Below are 17,320 nucleotides of genomic sequence, written 5' to 3' on the forward strand. Positions count from 1 at the left end.
TCCATTGCGGCGACCGCGCTGCCCTTCACGGAAATGGACCCTGAAACAAGTTCAGGGTGACAGATCACTTCTTTTCCGGTGGCGGCGCGACCCACGGCTTGAACGCTCCGCCCGGCACCGCCGAAGCGACCGGGCTCTCGAAGCCGTCCTCGCTGACCGAGGAGACCCCGAACACCCAGTCGTCGACGCGGATGTGGGGGAGAGAAACGAAACATTCTGTCCACGGAGGCTCGTTGTTCGTCATGTGACAGGACGGGTCGTTCGGTTTCTCTACAAAGGCATTGCGATCCAAGACTTTGCGCTGCTGTTCCCAACCCGACGAGTCAGTGCGCCGCCAACGAACGACATATGCGACGGCGGACGACACGCCCCTCCAGTTAAGTTTGGTATCCGTGCTTACCGCTCCCTCGACGATCGGCTCCGGCGGCGGCGGGGCGCTGGCGATGGCGGCAAGCGCGGCGATGTTCAGCTTCGCGACTTTCTCCAGATAGGCGAAGTCCATATGGTCGACCGTGTCGCCGTACTGCTTGCCCTTCTCGACCCGCACATCCTGGTGCTGCCAGTCGTAATTCTCGACCGCGACCGACAGCCGCGCGGCGGGGAAACCCATCTCGAGGAACGGAATATGGTCGCCGCCGCGCCCGAAGCGGTCGGTGCGCCAGATCTGGCGGACGTCGAGGCCGATCTTGAGCCGGTCGGCGAGGCTGTCGAGGTAGCGCGAGATATTGCGCGACGGGCTGTCATTCTCGCCGCCGAGGCTGTGCGTCGCCGCGGCAAGTTCGGCCTGCCCCTGCGAGCGAGGGCCTTCGGACAGCACCCGCACGTGCGTCGCATCGCACACCCCGTCTGAGCCACAGCTATTGCCGATGATATCGTTGTTGAGGACGGTGACGACGTTCCAGCCTTGCGCCTTGGCGTAATTCGCCAGCACCTTGCCGCCGTACAGCCCCTCCTCCTCGCCGGACAGCGCCGCATAGACGATTGTTCCGGGAAATTTGTGCTTCGACAGCACCCGCGCCGCCTCGATCACCGCGGCGGTGCCCGACCCATCGTCGTTGGCCCCCGGCGCATCGGACGTGAAATTCATGACGTCAGTCACGCGACTGTCGATATGCCCCTGGATGATGACGACATCGTTGGGCCGCTCGGTCCCACGCTGGATGGCCACCATGTCGCAGACTGGGGTCGGCTGGGGGATACGGTCGCCGGTAAAAGTGTCGCAAGGGCGCTCGGTTGGCAGCCCGAAACTCTGGAATTCGTCCCGGGTCCATTCGAGCGCGGCGCCAATCCCGCGCTTGGGATCGGTCTGCGACGACAGCGTATGCCGCGTCCCGAAGCTGACCAGCGCCTCCACCGTGCGCTTCATCCGCGCCCCGCTGACCGGGGCAATGATTGCCCGAAGACGCGCGTCAGGGGTCTGTGCGGGCGGCGTGGCCGCGATCATCGCGGCGGCAAGGATGATAAAGGGCATGAGCCAGCCTAATGCTACTTTGCACAGGCTGGCAATCATCCTAAAATGCGGTGATGGCTTTGCTTTTGCGGGCATAGGCTGGCAAAATGCGCGCCATCCATCTCGGGAGTTTCAGTTCGTGGCTACTGCCGTTCAACACCAGCCATTGTCCGACGCCGATGAAATTGCCGCGCTGATTGCCCGCTCGCGCGCGGCGCAGGCCAAGATCGCCCATTATACGCAGGCGCAGGTCGACGCGCTGATCCGCGCGATGGTGTGGGCGGTGGCCAAGCCCGATGTCGCTGAAATGATCGCGCGCCATACGGTCGAGGAGACCCAGCTCGGCAATTATGAGGGCAAATATCTCAAGATTTTCCGCAAGACGCGGGCGACGCTGATGGACATTATCGACGACAAGTCGGTCGGCGTGATTGAGGAAGACAAGGCGCGCAACCTCATCAAGATCGCCAAGCCGGTCGGCGTGATCGGCGCGCTGTCGCCCTCGACCAATCCCGAGGCGACCCCGGTGATCAAGGCGATCTCGGCGATCAAAGGACGCAATTCGATCATCGTCGCGCCGCACCCGCGCGCCAAGCTGACCAACAAGTTGATCTGCGACTTGATGCGCGCGGCTATCGTCAAGATGGGGGCGCCGGCCGACATCGTGCTGAGCATCGACACGCCCACGATCGAGAAGACCGAAGAGCTGATGCGACAATGCGACCGCATCCTCGCCACCGGCGGCGCGGCGATGGTCACCGCGGCCTATTCCTCCGGCACCCCGGCGCTCGGCGTGGGCGCGGGCAATGCCGTCATCACCGTCGACGAGACCGCCGACCTCGACGACGCCGCCGAGAAGATTCGCCTGTCCAAGACGCTTGACCTTGCGGCGTCGTGCAGCGCGGACAATGCCGTGATCCTGGTCGATGCGATCCATGACGATATGCTCGCCAGGCTGGTCGCCAAGGGCGGGCTGGTGCTTGACGACGATCAGAAGGCCAAGCTGCAACAGGCGATCTGGGTCGACGGGCATATCAACGCCAAGATCGTGGCACAGTCCCCGAAGTTCATCGCCGACTATGCGGGTTTTGCGATCCCCGACGACACGCAATTCTTCATCGTTCCCGAAACCGGCACCGGCCCCGACCACCCCTTCTCGGGCGAGAAGATGACGGTCACCATGGCACTCTATCGGGCAGCCGACATCGACGAGGCGATTGTGCTGACCAACCGCATCCAGGCCTATCAGGGCCAGGGGCACAGCTGCGGCATCTATTCGCGCTCCGACGCCAACATCATGAAACTGGCCGAGGGCACCAACACCAGCCGGGTGATGGTCAACCAGCCGCAATCGGCCTCCAACAGCGGCAATTTGTGGAACGGCATGCGCCAGACCTTCTCGCTCGGCTGCGGCAGCTGGGGCGGCAACGGCACCAACAACAACATCACTTGGCGCGACCTGATCAACGAGACCTGGGTGTCGCGGCCACTCGCCACGCCCAAGACGCTGCCGAGCGACGAGGCGCTGTTCGGCGACGTGATCGAAAAGCTTGGTTAAGCGGTTTGGGGGCTGGGTTGTGATTAAGGCTGCGATTTCCGCGATCATTGCGGGGGTCATGGCAACGGCGGCCGGTGGGGCGGCGGGCAAACATGGCGGAAGCTGCACTCCCCGCCTGATCGCCGGAACAGCCGGCGAGAATCATGTGATGTTTGACGGCCTGTCGCCCGATGACCGGACTCTGGCAATCGGCTGGGATCGGGGCTCCGGAGCAAGCGTCCAGCGCGGCGCTTATTTGCTCGACCTGCGCAGCGGCAAGCGCTTCGACCTTCCTCACCTGACCAATGCGCCGTCCTTTTCCCCCGACGGCCGCTTCCTGGTCTCGGCCAATTATCCCGGCGACCGCGCGCTCAAGACCGAGCTGGTCGAGTTCGACCGGCGCAGCGGGGTGGCGCGCGTGCTCGCCTCCGGACCCTCGGCGGAGTGGCTCGGCTCCTATTCGCGCGATGGCCGCTGGATTCTATTCAACTCGACCCGCTCCGGCGCGTCTGACCTCTACCGAGTGCGCCGCTCTGATGGCCTGGTCGAGCAGCTCACCGAAGATCTGCGTTACGAAGCGCATGGACAATTTTTCGACGGTGGCCGCCGCATCCTGTTCCACCGCCAGACCGAAGGCGACAATTACGACATCGTCATCCGCGATTTCCGCGCGCGGACGGAACGCACGGTCGGGGCGACCGCGGCCGAGGAAGGCTATCCGGCGCTGTCGCCCAACGGCCGCTGGATCGCGTTCAGCGCGATTACCAAAGGCGTCCAGCAGCCTAACCTTTTTATCATGCAAATCGACGGAACTGGCCGCCGGCAATTGACCGACGGGCCATCGAAAGACGCCTACGCGACCTGGTCTCGCGACGGACGTTCGATCTATTTCGTGCGGTTCGACCCCAACGGCTCGAAAATCATGCGCCTGGGGATGCGAAACGGTGCCTGTCTGAACTGATCGCGTCCAAATCCGCACTCGCGCGTTGGGCCGGCATGAGAACTGCCCAAACACTTGTCATCCCGCTGGTTATCGTCCTCGCCCTCGCCGGGTGCGACAAGCGGGATCCGGTCGCGGACGAGGCCAACAACACCGCCGGCCTGCCTTCGGTCAACATGGTCGCCGGTGCGAAGAATGGCGCGTCGAGCGTCGATGGATCGGCGCCGGCCAATGTCGTGGTTGTCCCGGCCGGCGCGCCGCCAGTGCCCGCTGCCGCGATTCCTGCCGCGTTGCATGGCCGCTGGGGGATGACCCCCGCCGACTGCACGTCGACCAAGGGTGACGCCAAGGGCCTGCTCGTCGTCAGCGGCGGCCGCTTGGCCTTCTATGAATCGCGTGCGGTCCCGGCCCGCAATGTCAGCGTGTCGAAGGATTCAATTGGTGCCGATTTCGTATTCACCGGCGAAGGGCAAAGCTGGAGCAAGTTCGAGACATTGCAGTTGAAAAAGGCTAAGCTGGTCCGGACGGAGAGCAGTCCCATGGCGAGCTTTACCTATGCGCGTTGTACCTAGAGCGCTGCTGGCCCTGATCGGCCTCGCGGCGGCATCCGCCTGCCGACAATCGCCGGCGGAACAGAATATTGCCTTGGAAAATAGCGCCGCGGGCATGACCGAAATCGAAGCGCTACCGCCCGACGAGAGCACCGCGACGCCGACCAACGAGCTTGCCAACGGCGACGACGAAGCATCGAATGTTGGTCAGCCGGCAAACGCCGACTGAAAGGATTGTCGGGGCTGGTCGAGGGGCAAGTCGCGGGCTAGAGCGCGCTTCCTTATGACCCAGTTCGACCTCACCGACGACCAGCGCCAGATTCAGGACATGGCGGTCAAGTTCACCGCCGACGCGATCACTCCGTTCGCCGCCGAGTGGGACGAAAAGCACATCTTCCCCAGGGACACGATCCGCCAAGCCGCCGAATTGGGCTTCGGCGCGATCTACGTGGCGGAGGAGAGCGGCGGCATCGGCCTCGGACGGCTCGAAGCGGCGCTGATCATGGAGGCGATGGCCTATGGATGCCCGTCGACCAGCGCCTTCATCTCGATCCACAATATGGCGAGCTGGATGATCGACCGCTACGGCTCCACCGAGGTCAAGGCGAAGTATTTGCCGTCGATGATCAATATGGAGCGGATCGGCAGTTATTGCCTGACCGAGCCGTCATCGGGCTCCGACGCCGCGGCATTGAAGGCCAAGGCAGTGCTCGATGGCGATCATTATGTCGTCTCCGGCTCCAAGGCGTTTATCTCCGGCGCCGGCGAGAATGAAATCTACGTAACCATGGTCCGCACCGGCGAAGACGGGCCCAAGGGCATATCCTGCCTGGTGATCGAAAAGGACATGCCGGGCGTCAGCTTCGGCGCCCAGGAAAAGAAGCTCGGCTGGCACTCGCAGCCTACAGCCCAGGTCAATTTCGACGAGGTCCGCGTCCCCGTCGCCAACCGCATCGGGGCCGAGGGCGAAGGCTTCCGCATCGCCATGGCCGGCCTTGACGGCGGCCGCCTCAACATCGGCGCCTGCTCGCTTGGCGGCGCACAGCGCTGCCTCGATGAAGCCATCAAATATACCAAGGAGCGCAAGCAGTTCGGCACCGCCATCGCCGACTTCCAGGCGACCCAGTTCACCCTCGCCGACATGGAAACCGAGCTTCAAGCAGCGCGCTATCTGCTCTATGTCGCCGCCGCCAAGGTCTCCGCCAACGCGCCCGACAAGACCCGGTTCGCGGCGATGGCCAAGCGGCTGGCGACTGATACCGGTTCGTCGGTGGTCGACCGCGCGCTGCAGCTCCACGGCGGCTACGGCTACCTCCAGGATTATCCGATCGAGCGCTTCTGGCGTGACTTGCGCGTCCACTCGATCCTCGAAGGCACCAACCAGATCATGCGCGTGATCATCAGCCGCGACCTGCTGCGCCAGTAGGATGACCGACGCCAAGACGAAGCGGCCGACCTTGCCGTTCGACCCGTTTGCCATGGCCCGCAGCGCCGGCGACCTCGCCTGGGGTCTCGCCGCCAAGCCGGCCGAGCTGCTCGAAGTGCAGCTGGCCGCGACCCGCCAGTGGGGTGAGTTCTGGACCAGCGCGCTGTCGCCCCCCGCCGATCCGCCGCGCGACCGCCGCTTCGCCGCGCCCGAGTGGTCGGCCGATCCCTATTACCGCGCGATCCGCGATGCCTATCTGCTCGCCTCGCAGCAGTTGCGCGACCTCGTCGCCAAGGGCGGCGGCGACGGCCAGTCGAAGGCGACCGCCAGCTTCCTCCTCGACCAATATCTGAACGCGGTGTCGCCGACCAATTTCGCCGTGACGAACCCGGCGGTGATCAAGCGCATTCAGGAAACCGGTGGCCAGAATTTGGTCGAGGGCTTTTCCAACCTGCTCGAGGATTTGTCGTCGGGCAAAGGCATCGTCCAGCGCCGCAGCGACCCCACCGCCTTCGTCAAGGGCGAGACGATCGCCGCCACGCCGGGCGAGGTGGTGTTCGAGAATGAGCTGTTCCAGCTGATCCAATACGCGCCAGCGACCGACACGGTCGCGGCCGAGCCGCTGCTGTACGTCCCGCCGCTGGTCAACCGCTATTACATGATCGACCTTCGGCCCAAGTCGAGCCTGGTCAAATGGCTGGTCGACCAGGGTCGCACCGTTTTTGTCATCTCGTGGGTCAACCCGACGGAAGCGCACCGCGACAAGGACGTCGCGGCTTATGTTACCGAAGGCGTCGTCACCGCCGTCGAGCAGGTGACCAAGCGGACCGGCCAAGCTCCCGACCTGTTCTCTTTCTGCCTTGGCGGGACACTGGCGGCAATCGCGCTTGCCTGGCTCGCCGCCAAGGGCCGCGCCAAGGACGTAAACTCGGCCACCCTGATCGGCTCGATGGTCGATTTCGCCGACATGCGCGACTGGTCGGCGTTCGTCCACGAAGGCCATTTGGGGGCGCTCGAAGACCATCTCGAGGCGCAGGGCTTCATCGACAGCGTCGAACTCCAGCGGCTGTTCGCGGCGATGCGCGCCAACGACCTCATCTGGTCGTCGGTGGTCCAGCATTATCTGCTCGCGCAGCCGGCCCCGCCTTCGGACCTGCTGACCTGGTTCGAAGACGGCACGCGGATCCCCGCCGCTTTTTTGAAGTCGTACAACCGCGATTTGCTGCTCAATAACAGTTTGAAGGAACCGGCCGGCTTCATGGTCGGCGACGTCGCCATCGACCTCGCCGCGATCAAGACGCCGATGCTGGTGATCGCCTTGAAGGAAGACCATGTCTCGGCGTGGAGCGCGGTTTATGACGGCGCCCGATTGCTCGGCGCTGATTTCGTGCTCGGCGGCTCGGGCCACAACGCCGGGGTGATCAACCCGCCCGCCGCCAACAAGCACGGCTATTGGATCGGCGATGCCCGTCCCGCCGCGGCCGAGGACTGGCTCGCCGCTGCCACCCGCCACGATGGCAGCTGGTGGCCGCACTGGACTAATTGGCTAGATCATCACGGCGGCGGCAACACGCTGCCAGCACGCGCGATCAAGAACGGTCTCGAACCGGCGCCGGGCCGCTACGCGATGATGCCGTGATGGATGCGGTGGCCAATGTGAAGGACGTCATCACCGTCAAGCAAGGCCTCGCCGGTCGGCTCCGCCTCAATCGCCCAAAGGCGCTGCACAGTCTCAACCGCCAGATGGTCCGCGACATGGCCAACGCGCTGATCGAATGGCGCGACGATCCCGACGTCCGCATCATCCTTATCGACCATAATGAGGGCCGCGGCTTCTGCGCTGGCGGCGACGTCGTCGACATCTCGCAAAACGTCGACGGCCACGAAGCCGCGGCGCGCGCCTTCTTCTTCGACGAATACCGCCTGAACCACCTCGAATATACTTACGCCAAACCCGGCATCGCCTTTATGGACGGGGTCACCATGGGCGGCGGCGTCGGCATCGCCTGCCCGTGCCGCTATCGGGTGGCGACCGAGCGGACCATGCTGGCAATGCCCGAAACCACCATCGGCATTTTCCCGGACGTCGGCGCCGGGCGCTATCTTTCGCGGCTGCGCGGCCGGCTCGCCCAATTCCTCGCGCTGACCGGGGCCCGGCTGGACGGCGCCGAGTGTCTGCGGCTTCGGCTGGCCACCCATTATCTGCCCTCCGACCGGCTCGAAGAGGCCAAGGAACGGATTATCTCTCAGCCGTTTCGCGCCCAGGCGGTGCTCGACGAACTCAGCGAGGAGTTTATTCCCGAGGCCCGGATCATGGGTAATCTCGCCAAGATCGACCGCTATTTCGCGTCCGACCGGCTGGAAGACATCCTCGATGCGCTGGATACCGGTGCGGCCGACGGCGACACTTGGGCCGCGGCCGAGGCGCTGAACATCCGCGCCAAATCGCCGATGGCCTGCAAGGTCACCCTCAAGCTGCTCGTCGAAAGCCCCTACCAGCTTCACTTCGTTGACGAGATGCGGATGGAGTTTGGCATCATGGTCCGCCTGATCCACCATCCGGATTTCAAGGAAGGCGTCCGCGCTTTGCTGATCGACAAGGACAATCACCCGCAGTGGCGGCCGACCAATCCGCAGGTGATCGGCGACCGCGACGTCGACGCATTTTTCGAGCCGTTGCCCCCCGAGGAGCAGTGGCGCCCGTTCGATTTCTGAGGAGTGAGCATGAGCTACGAAACCATCCTCGTCGAACAGCGCGACGCCGTCACGCTGGTCACACTCAATCGTCCGCAAGCGCTCAACGCGCTCAACAACCAGGTACTGGCCGAGCTCATCGCCGCCTTCGCCGCCTACGACGCCGACGACAGCAAGCGCTGCCTGGTCCTGACGGGATCGGAAAAAGCTTTCGCCGCCGGGGCCGACATCAAGGAGATGCAGGCCCAGGGGTTCGCCGACATGTATTCGGCCAATTTCTTCGCCGGGTGGGAGCAAGTCACCGCGACCCGCAAGCCGTGGCTGGCCGCGGTCGCCGGCTTCGCATTGGGCGGCGGCTGCGAAGTGGCAATGATGGCCGACTTCATCATCGCCGCCGACACCGCCAAATTCGGCCAGCCGGAAATCAAATTGGGCGTCACGCCCGGCATGGGCGGCTCGCAGCGGCTGACCTGGGCGATCGGCAAAGCCAAGGCGATGGAAATGTGCCTGACCGGCCGGATGATGGGCGCCGAGGAAGCCGAACGCTTGGGCCTGGTCGCCAAGGTCGTCCCCGCTGCAGAGCTGCTCGACGAAGCGCTGAAAACCGCCGCCGCGATCGCCGCCATGGCCCCGCTCGCCGCCATCGCCACAAAGGAGATGGTCAACGCCGCATTTGAAATTGGCCTGGCCCAAGGCATCCGCTTCGAACGCCGCTTGTTCCACGGCCTGTTCGGCACTGAAGATCAAAAGGAAGGCATGACCGCTTTCGTCGAAAAGCGCCCAGGGAAGTGGACCGGACGATAATCCGTCATTGCGAGCGAAGCGCGGCAATCCAGTTTCTTTGTGTGCGCTGGATTGCTTCGTCGCTGCGCTCCTCGCAATGACGTTGAGGAATTAAGGAATTAGCATGGCGAAAATCGCATTCATCGGCCTCGGTCACATGGGCGGCGGCATGGCGCCCAACCTCGCCAAGGCCGGCCACGAGGTCCGCGCGTTTGACCTCAGCGAAGATGCCCTCAAGCGCGCGGTCGAACACGGCTGTACCGCCGCCAGGTCCGCTGCCGAGGCGTGCAAAGACGCCGACGCGATCGTGACCATGCTGCCGGCCGGCAAGCATGTCGCCGACGTCTACCGCAGCGCGGTATTCGCGGCTGCCCCCAAGAGCGCAATCCTGATCGACTGCTCAACCATCGACGTCGCCACTGCCAAGTTGGTTGAGGAAGAGGCGCAAGCGGACGGCTTTACTATGGTCGACGCTCCAGTCTCCGGCGGCATCGCCGCAGCCCAAGGCGGAACGCTGACCTTCATGGTCGGCGGGTCGGCTGAAGGCTTCGAGCAGGCTCGCCCGATCCTCGAAGCGATGGGCAAAGCGGTAATCCACGCCGGCGCCGCCGGGTCCGGCCAGGCGGCCAAGATCTGCAACAACATGCTGCTCGGCGCGACCATGGCCGCAACCTGCGAAACCTTCGTCCTCGCCGGTAAGCTCGGCCTCGATTTGCAGACCTTTTACGACATCGCCTCCAAGGCGTCGGGCCAAAGCTGGTCGATGACGTCTTACTGCCCGGTCCCGGGAGTCGGCCCGGAAACCCCGGCCGACCGCGGCTATGAGGGCGGCTTCGCGGCGGCGCTGATGCTCAAGGACCTCAAGCTGGCGATGGCAGCGGCGATGGAGGCCGGCGCCTACACGCCAATGGGCGGCGAAGCGGAGGAACTGTACCAGCGCTTCGTCGATTTGGGCGGAGGCACCAAGGACTTCTCCGGCATCATCAAGATGATCGACGACAGCTGGAAGCCGCCCGAAGACGACCAAGGCTAAGGAGAATGTATGCGTAACACCCTACTCGCGGCCGCGGCGCTGCTGACCGGCTGCGGCCAATCCGGCGACACCCCGGCAGCCACCAAATATGCCCAGGTATTGCCGATCACGGGCGTCGATGCCACGATGATCGATATGCCCGGCATGATGCAGTCGATGCAGGGCAGGCCGATGAAGCATGGCGCGGCGATGCGGCGGATGCACGAGCGCCACGAAGGCATGGAGCAGATCGGCAAGTCATTTAAGCTTGCGGGCCGTTCGCTGAAATCGGGAACTACCGATCTGAATGTGGTCCGCTCCGCGGCCGCGACGATCACGCGGCTTGCCGCCAAGTCTCCAACCTGGTTCCCGGCCGGGACCGGCCCGGATACTGGCAAGACGCGGGCCAAGGAGGAAATCTGGCAGAGGCCGGCGGATTTCGTCGCCAGGGACAGGGCATTTGAGCAAGCCGCGGCAGCCTTTGACGCCGCCGCGAGGTCGGGCAACATGGCTGTCGTCCAGTCGCGATTCAACGATCTCGGCAAAACCTGCAAGGCCTGCCACGACACCTATCGCAGCGAAGAGAAGTGAGCGCCTGGTGAAGGCCTCCGTCTGGGACCTGCCCGTCCGGCTGTTCCACTGGTTGCTGGCCGGGTTGATCGGCTTCAGCTGGTGGTCGGTCAAATTCCACCACACCGACTGGCATATCTGGTCGGGCATCGCGATCCTGACCCTTCTGGTCTTCCGCCTGCTGTGGGGATTTTTCGGCAGTTCGACGGCCCGATTCGGCAATTTCGTGCGCGGTCCGCGTGCCGTCCGGGCCTATCTTCGCGGCAATAGCGACTGGCGCATCGCCGGGCACACGCCGCTCGGCGGGTTGAGCGTCATCGCCATGCTCGGCGCGGTCGCAATCCAGGTCGGGCTCGGTTTGATCTCAACCGACCCCGATGGCCTTTATGAAGGGCCGCTCGCCCGCCTGGTCAGCCTCGATGCGACCGATACCGCGCGCGATATTCACGAATATTGGTTCTACGTCGTGCTCGCCCTCATCGTCATGCACCTGGGCGCGATCATCTACTACAAGTTTCGCGGTCAGAAACTGGTTACGGGGATGATCACCGGTCGTCTTGCGCTGAAGCCTGACGTGGCGCCGATGCGGCCCGGCAAATGGTGGGTGGCCCTCCTCTGCCTTGCAGCCGCGTTCGCGGTTACCCGCTGGATCGTCGCCGGCGCGCCGCCCTTCTCCCCTTGATCGCAGCCAGCCGCGGGGCCACATCACGGCCATGTTGATCCGGACCGAACACACGCCCAACCCGGCGACGCGCAAATTCCTGCCCGGTCAGGCAGTGATGGACGCCGGCAGCCGCGACTTCGCCGACGCCGAAACCGCCCAGGCCTCGCCACTGGCCGCGGAATTGTTTGCGACCGGCACCGTCGAAGGCGTCTTTTTCGGCAGCGACTTCATTTCGGTCACCGCCGCGCCCGACGCTTCATGGGATGAGCTTGAGCCCGAAGTGGTCGGCGTGCTGCTCGATCATTTCGTCAGTGGTGCACCCCTGTTCACGACCGGCACCGCCGCCGGCATCCATATCTCGGACCAACCCCATATCGAGGAAGACCCGGCCGACGCCGAGATCATCGCGCAAATCCGCGAGCTCATCGAAACCCGGGTCCGCCCGGCGGTCGCGCAGGATGGCGGCGACATCGTCTATCGCGGCTACAAGGACGGGCATTTGTACCTGGGGTTACAAGGCGCCTGCCATGGCTGCCCGTCGTCGGCAATCACGCTCAAGAACGGCATCGAAAATTTGATCCGCCACTATGTGCCGGAGGTTGAGTCGGTCGAGGCCGTCTGAGCCGACACGCACTATTTCCTTGCTCCGGCGCTCCGCCTGTGGCCCAATCGCATGGTTAACAAGGACATTCCTATGATCCTTGCGATCGACACGTCGACCGCCGCCTGCACCGTCGCGTTATTCGACGCATCGGGAAACTGCATCGCGCACCGCGACGAGTTGATCGCTCGCGGTCACGCCGAGCGCCTGGTACCAATGATCGCGGAGCTTTGCGACGGACGCACCGCCGACCGCATTGTCGTCGGTGTCGGGCCGGGCAGCTTCACTGGACTCAGGGTCGGGATTGCCGCCGCCCAGGGCCTCGCGATCGGCTGGGACGCCGAACTTGCCGGCATGTCTTCACTGGCGTTGCTGGCGGCAGGCGCGACCGACGGCGCTTCGGTCGCTGCCGTCATGCACGGCGGCCACGGCGAATTGTTTGTCCAACAATTCAATCGAAGCCCCCTCGCGCCATCGACACTCCTGCTCAACCTCACACCCGGCGACGCTGCAGGGGAAATATCGGCACCTTTAGTGGTCGGACCAGGCGCGCCCGACCTGGTCGAAGCCCGTGGTTCCGGCGAAGCGATCGAGGCGTGGCCCCGCGCCGCCGACGCGCTCAAGCTGCCCGACGAACTGCGCACCCTGGCACCTCGACCAATTTATGCACGAGCTCCCGACGCCCGCGCTCGCCAGGCCGCCTGATGAGCACCGTGCCTTCGGACGAAGCAGTGCGGGTGGTCCCGGGCCGATCGACCGATCTGCCGGCGGTCATGACGATCATGACCACTGCGTTCGAACCGGGCTTCGGCGAAGGATGGACGCGCTCGCAATGCGCCGGAATCCTGCCGATGACCGGCGTATCCCTGATGCTTGCCCAGGATCATAGTCGCCTCGCACCGGTCGGATTCTCGCTCTTCCGCACAGTTGCTTGGGAAGCCGAACTGCTGCTCCTCGCGGTGGCTCCGGATTATCAGCGGCACGGTATCGGCCGCCTGCTGCTCGATCAGTTTGTCGAATGTACGCGCGCGGCAGGGGCTAATCGAGTCCACCTCGAAGTCCGCGATGGTAATCCCGCGGTGCAAATGTATCGCCAGGCCGGATTCACACCGGTCGGACGGCGGTCCAATTACTACCGCGGCAGCGACGGCCGCCAACATGACGCGCTAACCCTTGCCCGCGAATTGTAGAGTCCAACTCGCCGCAATTGTCCGCATCTATTGCACCAAGAACAACCGCCGCTTACTATAGAGGAGCCTGAAGTGCGATGCTCGTCAGCACTTGGCCAAAGCTTGGGAAATCACCATGATCGATAATGAAGGTGCCGAAGACACTTTGCTCGCATTGACCGCAGACATCGTTGCGGCGCACGTCAGCAACAATAGCGTTGCCGTCAATGACTTGCCGACCCTTATTCAGAATGTTCACAGCGCGCTTTCGACCATTTCGGACAGCCGCTCGGCGCCCGAAGCGCGGCCGGAGCCCAAGGTTCCGATCCGCTCGTCGATCAAGCCCGACTACATCGTCTGCCTGGAAGATGGAAAACGGCTGAAGATGCTCAAGCGGCATCTGATGACACATTATCAAATGACGCCCGACCAGTACCGCCAGAAGTGGGGCCTCAACGCCGACTATCCGATGGTCGCGCCCAACTACGCCGAACAACGCCGTGCACTCGCCAAGTCAATCGGTCTTGGCACCAAGCGCCGCAAAACTCGCGGCACAAGGTAACCGTCATTGCGAAGAGCGCAGCGACGCGGCAATCCAGCAACTGGATCGCTTCGCTGCGCTCGCGATGACGTCAGGCTTTGACCCGCCGCTCGTCCGTCCCTAACTAGGGACCTATGCACCGCAATATCGACATCGAAGCCCTGTGCGCCGACAAAGGTCTCCGGATCACTGAACAACGGCGCACCATTGCGCGCATCCTGTCCGACGCCGAGGATCACCCCGACGTCGAGACGCTGCACGAGCGCGCCGCCGCGATCGATCCCAAGATTTCCATCGCCACCGTCTACCGGACGGTCCGCTTGTTCGAGGAGGCGGGCATTCTCGAGCGCCACGAGTTCGGCGACGGCCGCTCGCGCTACGAAGCCGCGTCGGACGCGCATCACGATCATCTGATCGACGTCGAAACCGGCAAGGTGATCGAATTCGTCGATGAGGATCTCGAGGACCTGCAAAAGCGGATCGCCGAGAAGCTCGGCTTTCGCCTCGTCGACCATCGCAGGGAGCTGTACGGCGTCGCCCTCGACCGCGGCCGCTGACCGCCCGCCTGCGATGATCCCGATGATCCGCGCTGCCTTGCGCGTCGCTGGCCTCTTGCTGCTGTTCCTCGCCTGCCTGCCGCCGCATTTGTTGTCGAAATGGCTGCTCGGGCGCTCGCTTTGGCCGCGGCGCTTCCTCGCCGCCGCCGCATGGGTTGTCGGAGCGCGCGTGCGCGTAGTAGGCGATCCGATCCGGCCGCACACGCTGCTCCTCGCCAACCATCTCAGCTGGATGGACATTATCGTGATGGCCGGCGCCACCGGCTGCGCCTTCGTGTCGAAGGACAACCTCGGCCACGGCTTCATCCACTGGCTCGCCGACCAGAACCAGACTTTGTACATCACCCGCGGCAAGCGCAGCACAACCGCCAACCAGGCGACCGCGATCGCCGTGGCGCTGGAACGGCCGCAGCCGCTTACCTTATTTCCCGAAGGCACCACCGGACCCGGCGACCAACTGTTGCCGTTTCGCTCCTCGCTGCTCGCCGCGGTCGCCCCCGCGCCGCCTCGATCCCACGTGAGGCCGGTGGCGCTCGACTACGGTCCTGCGGCCTGCGAAGTCGGCTGGTACAATGAGAGTGGCAAGGACAATATCCTGCGCGTCCTCGGCCGCAAGGGGAGCTTGCCGACCACACTCCACCTGCTGCCCCCGCTCGAACCCAGCGCGGACCGCAAGCTAGTCGCCCAACAGGCACATCAGGCGATTTCGGCCGCGCTCACCGCTTCAAGTTCCGCGCGCACTGGCCTATAGCCAACTCGCCCATGCCTTCCGCCCCCAAAACCTTTCATATCAAATCATTCGGCTGCCAGATGAACGTCTACGACGGCGAGCGTATGGCCGAGCTGCTGGTCGACACCGGCCTCGCGCCGGTCGCGCCGGGCGAGGACTCCGATCTGGTGGTCCTCAACACGTGCCACATCCGCGAAAAAGCCGCCGAGAAGGCCTATTCGGACATCGGTCGGCTGCGCCGCGACGACGGCTCGCGGCCGATGATCGCGCTCGCCGGCTGCGTTGCCCAGGCCGAGGGCGCCGAGGCACAGGCCCGCTCCAAAATGATCGACATCGTCGTCGGCCCGCAAGCCTATCACCGCTTGCCGGAAATGGTCGCCCAGGTCGCGCGCGGCGGTCGCCCGATCGACACCGATTTGCCCGGCCTGGCCAAATTCAGCGCCTTTCCGAACCGCCGCCGAGCGGCCCCGAGCGCCTTCCTCACCGTCCAGGAAGGCTGCGACAAATTCTGCACTTATTGCGTCGTCCCCTACACCCGGGGGGCTGAAATCTCGCGGCCGTGGACCGACGTGGTCGCCGAAGCCCACGACCTCGTGGAAGCCGGCGCGCGCGAAATCGTCCTGCTCGGCCAGAATGTAAACGCGTGGAGTGACGGCGACCGCGGGCTCGACGCTTTGATCCGCGCACTCGCCGACGTCGATGGCCTCGAGCGCATCCGCTATACCACCAGCCATCCCGCCGACATGACCGAGGGGCTGATCGCCGCCCACGGCGAGATCGACAAGTTGATGCCTTATCTCCATTTGCCGGTGCAGTCGGGCAGCGACCGCATTTTGAAGGCGATGAACCGCAGCCATTCGACCGACAGCTATCTGCGGACCATCGAAAAGGCCCGCGCCGCCCGCCCCGGCATCGCCATCTCCGGCGATTTCATCGTCGGCTTTCCCGGCGAGACCGAGCAGGATTTCGCGGCTACTTTGAACATCGTCGACGCCGTCCAATACGCCGCCGCTTATTCGTTCAAATATAGCGCCCGCCCCGGCACGCCCGCCGCGGTGATGGACGGACAGATTGCGCCGGAAATCATGGACGAACGGCTCCGGCGGCTGCACGATCGGATCGCCGTCCATCAACTCGCATTCAACCGCGCCTTGGTCGGCCAGGACACGCGCATCCTCATTGAGCGCAAGGGAAGGCAATTGGGACAGATGATCGGCCGTTCACCGTGGATGCAATCGGTGCATCTCGAAACCAGCGCCGTGCCCGGTGACATGATCGATGTCACGCTAATATCCGCCGGCCCCAACAGCATGGCCGGCGCGGTTCGCACCGAGCCAATTTCCAGGGTGGCCGCCTGATGGCCCGCCGCGACATTGCTGCCGTCCAAGCCAACGACCAGGATCGCGCCCGGCTCGAGCTGGAGTTCGATCAGCCCTATTTGCTCGGGCCATTGTTCGGCGATTACGACCGCCATCTGGTGACCATCGAAAGCCGGCTGGGCGTGCACATCGCGGCGCGCGGCAACCGGGTCCAGATTGAGGGCGACGCTGACGCCGCCGCCCGTGCTCGCGATGTCCTCATCGGGCTCTACAACCGTCTCGACCAGGGTCATGACGTCGACGCCGCGGCGGTCGATGCGGTGATCGCCATGGCCGCCCAGCCGCATCTCGACGGCATCATCGAGGACGAAGTTACCTCACCGCCCAAGGTGATGATCCGCACCCGCAAGAAAACCATCGTCCCGCGCTCGGCGGTGCAGACCACCTACATGGAGGCGTTGGCCCGCGACGACATGATCTTCGCGCTCGGCCCCGCCGGCACCGGCAAGACCTATCTCGCCGTCGCCCAGGCGGTGTCGCAGCTGATCGCCGGCAGCGTCGACCGGCTGATCCTGTCACGCCCGGCGGTCGAGGCCGGCGAACGCCTGGGATTCCTCCCCGGCGACATGAAGGAAAAGGTCGACCCCTACCTCCGCCCGCTCTACGACGCGCTCTATGACATGCTGCCGACCGAGCAAGTCGAACGCCGCATCGCCTCGGGCGAAATCGAGATCGCGCCGATCGCCTTTATGCGCGGCCGCACTTTGAACGACGCG

General features: G+C 64.4%; 19 protein-coding genes. 18 read left to right on the top strand and 1 reads right to left on the bottom strand.

Annotated features, from left to right (window positions below; translation table 11 throughout):
* Positions 1-64: 64 nt before the first annotated feature.
* The gene (locus tag RMO25_RS11470; RefSeq protein WP_309662737.1) at positions 65-1,471 is read right to left on the bottom strand and encodes a M28 family peptidase; all 1,407 of its coding nucleotides are present in this window, start codon (positions 1,469-1,471) and stop codon (positions 65-67) included.
* Positions 1,472-1,589: 118 nt separating this feature from the next.
* On the opposite strand from RMO25_RS11470, the gene RMO25_RS11475 reads away from it, so the two are divergent.
* From RMO25_RS11475 to RMO25_RS11560, 18 genes are all read left to right on the top strand, one after another.
* Positions 1,590-3,008 (top strand): aldehyde dehydrogenase family protein, encoded by a 1,419-nt coding sequence (locus RMO25_RS11475; RefSeq protein ID WP_309662738.1) that lies wholly within the window; start codon positions 1,590-1,592, stop codon positions 3,006-3,008.
* A gap of 58 nt (positions 3,009-3,066) precedes the next feature.
* A complete protein-coding gene (locus tag RMO25_RS11480) occupies positions 3,067-3,948 on the top strand; it encodes a hypothetical protein (protein WP_309662739.1) in 882 nt (293 codons plus the stop codon).
* 35 nt (positions 3,949-3,983) lie between these two features.
* Positions 3,984-4,499, top strand: coding sequence for a hypothetical protein (locus RMO25_RS11485; protein ID WP_309662740.1), 516 nt, complete (start codon positions 3,984-3,986; stop codon positions 4,497-4,499).
* A 262-nt stretch (positions 4,500-4,761) separates the two neighbouring features.
* Positions 4,762-5,904, top strand: coding sequence for an acyl-CoA dehydrogenase family protein (locus RMO25_RS11490; RefSeq protein ID WP_309662741.1), 1,143 nt, complete (start codon positions 4,762-4,764; stop codon positions 5,902-5,904).
* Position 5,905: 1 nt separating this feature from the next.
* On the top strand, positions 5,906-7,543 hold the full coding sequence (locus RMO25_RS11495; RefSeq protein ID WP_309662742.1) for a hypothetical protein: 1,638 nt from the start codon (positions 5,906-5,908) through the stop codon (positions 7,541-7,543).
* Entirely contained in the window at positions 7,543-8,619 is a 1,077-nt protein-coding gene (locus RMO25_RS11500; RefSeq protein ID WP_309662755.1) for an enoyl-CoA hydratase/isomerase family protein, read from the top strand. The genes RMO25_RS11495 and RMO25_RS11500 overlap by 1 nt, the downstream gene beginning before the upstream one ends.
* A gap of 9 nt (positions 8,620-8,628) precedes the next feature.
* Positions 8,629-9,402: an enoyl-CoA hydratase gene (locus RMO25_RS11505; RefSeq protein WP_309662743.1), complete on the top strand. Its 774-nt coding sequence runs from the start codon at positions 8,629-8,631 to the stop codon at positions 9,400-9,402.
* A gap of 103 nt (positions 9,403-9,505) precedes the next feature.
* Positions 9,506-10,414, top strand: coding sequence for a 3-hydroxyisobutyrate dehydrogenase (gene mmsB / locus RMO25_RS11510; protein WP_309662744.1), 909 nt, complete (start codon positions 9,506-9,508; stop codon positions 10,412-10,414).
* Positions 10,415-10,423: 9 nt separating this feature from the next.
* The gene (locus RMO25_RS11515; RefSeq protein WP_309662745.1) at positions 10,424-10,984 is read left to right on the top strand and encodes a cytochrome c; all 561 of its coding nucleotides are present in this window, start codon (positions 10,424-10,426) and stop codon (positions 10,982-10,984) included.
* A gap of 7 nt (positions 10,985-10,991) precedes the next feature.
* The gene (locus RMO25_RS11520) at positions 10,992-11,645 is read left to right on the top strand and encodes a cytochrome b/b6 domain-containing protein (protein WP_309662746.1); all 654 of its coding nucleotides are present in this window, start codon (positions 10,992-10,994) and stop codon (positions 11,643-11,645) included.
* A 31-nt stretch (positions 11,646-11,676) separates the two neighbouring features.
* Complete coding sequence (locus RMO25_RS11525; RefSeq protein WP_309662747.1) at positions 11,677-12,249, top strand: NifU family protein; 573 nt, start codon at positions 11,677-11,679, stop codon at positions 12,247-12,249.
* 72 nt (positions 12,250-12,321) lie between these two features.
* The gene (tsaB, locus tag RMO25_RS11530) at positions 12,322-12,933 is read left to right on the top strand and encodes a tRNA (adenosine(37)-N6)-threonylcarbamoyltransferase complex dimerization subunit type 1 TsaB (protein ID WP_309662748.1); all 612 of its coding nucleotides are present in this window, start codon (positions 12,322-12,324) and stop codon (positions 12,931-12,933) included.
* Positions 12,933-13,418, top strand: a complete 486-nt coding sequence (locus tag RMO25_RS11535) for a GNAT family N-acetyltransferase (RefSeq protein ID WP_309662749.1) — start codon at positions 12,933-12,935, stop codon at positions 13,416-13,418. Before tsaB ends, RMO25_RS11535 begins: the two co-directional genes overlap by 1 nt.
* 115 nt (positions 13,419-13,533) lie before the next feature.
* The gene (locus tag RMO25_RS11540; protein ID WP_309662750.1) at positions 13,534-13,959 is read left to right on the top strand and encodes a MucR family transcriptional regulator; all 426 of its coding nucleotides are present in this window, start codon (positions 13,534-13,536) and stop codon (positions 13,957-13,959) included.
* Between the two features lie 113 nt (positions 13,960-14,072).
* Positions 14,073-14,495 (top strand): Fur family transcriptional regulator, encoded by a 423-nt coding sequence (locus tag RMO25_RS11545; RefSeq protein ID WP_309662751.1) that lies wholly within the window; start codon positions 14,073-14,075, stop codon positions 14,493-14,495.
* Positions 14,496-14,508: 13 nt separating this feature from the next.
* Complete coding sequence (locus RMO25_RS11550; RefSeq protein ID WP_309662752.1) at positions 14,509-15,246, top strand: lysophospholipid acyltransferase family protein; 738 nt, start codon at positions 14,509-14,511, stop codon at positions 15,244-15,246.
* Between the two features lie 11 nt (positions 15,247-15,257).
* Positions 15,258-16,583, top strand: coding sequence for a tRNA (N6-isopentenyl adenosine(37)-C2)-methylthiotransferase MiaB (gene miaB / locus RMO25_RS11555; protein ID WP_309662753.1), 1,326 nt, complete (start codon positions 15,258-15,260; stop codon positions 16,581-16,583).
* A partial coding sequence (locus tag RMO25_RS11560; RefSeq protein ID WP_309662754.1) for a PhoH family protein occupies positions 16,583-17,320 on the top strand: 738 nt, incomplete at its 3' end. The genes miaB and RMO25_RS11560, both read left to right, overlap by 1 nt.

The organism is Sphingomonas sp. (assembly GCF_031361285.1).
Lineage (GTDB): Bacteria > Pseudomonadota > Alphaproteobacteria > Sphingomonadales > Sphingomonadaceae > Sphingomicrobium.

Bases quoted from the DNA above. Each gene is read 5' to 3' on its own strand.
- RMO25_RS11470 (WP_309662737.1), bottom strand. From the start codon at position 1,471: ATGCCCTTTATCATCCTTGCCGCCGCGATGATCGCGGCCACGCCGCCC.
- mmsB (WP_309662744.1), top strand. From the start codon at position 9,506: ATGGCGAAAATCGCATTCATCGGCCTCGGTCACATGGGCGGCGGCATG.
- RMO25_RS11535 (WP_309662749.1), top strand. From the start codon at position 12,933: ATGAGCACCGTGCCTTCGGACGAAGCAGTGCGGGTGGTCCCGGGCCGA.
- RMO25_RS11550 (WP_309662752.1), top strand. From the start codon at position 14,509: ATGATCCCGATGATCCGCGCTGCCTTGCGCGTCGCTGGCCTCTTGCTG.
- RMO25_RS11545 (WP_309662751.1), top strand. From the start codon at position 14,073: ATGCACCGCAATATCGACATCGAAGCCCTGTGCGCCGACAAAGGTCTC.
- RMO25_RS11485 (WP_309662740.1), top strand. From the start codon at position 3,984: ATGAGAACTGCCCAAACACTTGTCATCCCGCTGGTTATCGTCCTCGCC.
- RMO25_RS11540 (WP_309662750.1), top strand. From the start codon at position 13,534: ATGATCGATAATGAAGGTGCCGAAGACACTTTGCTCGCATTGACCGCA.
- tsaB (WP_309662748.1), top strand. From the start codon at position 12,322: ATGATCCTTGCGATCGACACGTCGACCGCCGCCTGCACCGTCGCGTTA.
- RMO25_RS11480 (WP_309662739.1), top strand. From the start codon at position 3,067: ATGGCAACGGCGGCCGGTGGGGCGGCGGGCAAACATGGCGGAAGCTGC.
- RMO25_RS11495 (WP_309662742.1), top strand. From the start codon at position 5,906: ATGACCGACGCCAAGACGAAGCGGCCGACCTTGCCGTTCGACCCGTTT.
- RMO25_RS11490 (WP_309662741.1), top strand. From the start codon at position 4,762: ATGACCCAGTTCGACCTCACCGACGACCAGCGCCAGATTCAGGACATG.
- RMO25_RS11500 (WP_309662755.1), top strand. From the start codon at position 7,543: ATGGATGCGGTGGCCAATGTGAAGGACGTCATCACCGTCAAGCAAGGC.
- RMO25_RS11505 (WP_309662743.1), top strand. From the start codon at position 8,629: ATGAGCTACGAAACCATCCTCGTCGAACAGCGCGACGCCGTCACGCTG.
- RMO25_RS11515 (WP_309662745.1), top strand. From the start codon at position 10,424: ATGCGTAACACCCTACTCGCGGCCGCGGCGCTGCTGACCGGCTGCGGC.
- miaB (WP_309662753.1), top strand. From the start codon at position 15,258: ATGCCTTCCGCCCCCAAAACCTTTCATATCAAATCATTCGGCTGCCAG.
- RMO25_RS11525 (WP_309662747.1), top strand. From the start codon at position 11,677: ATGTTGATCCGGACCGAACACACGCCCAACCCGGCGACGCGCAAATTC.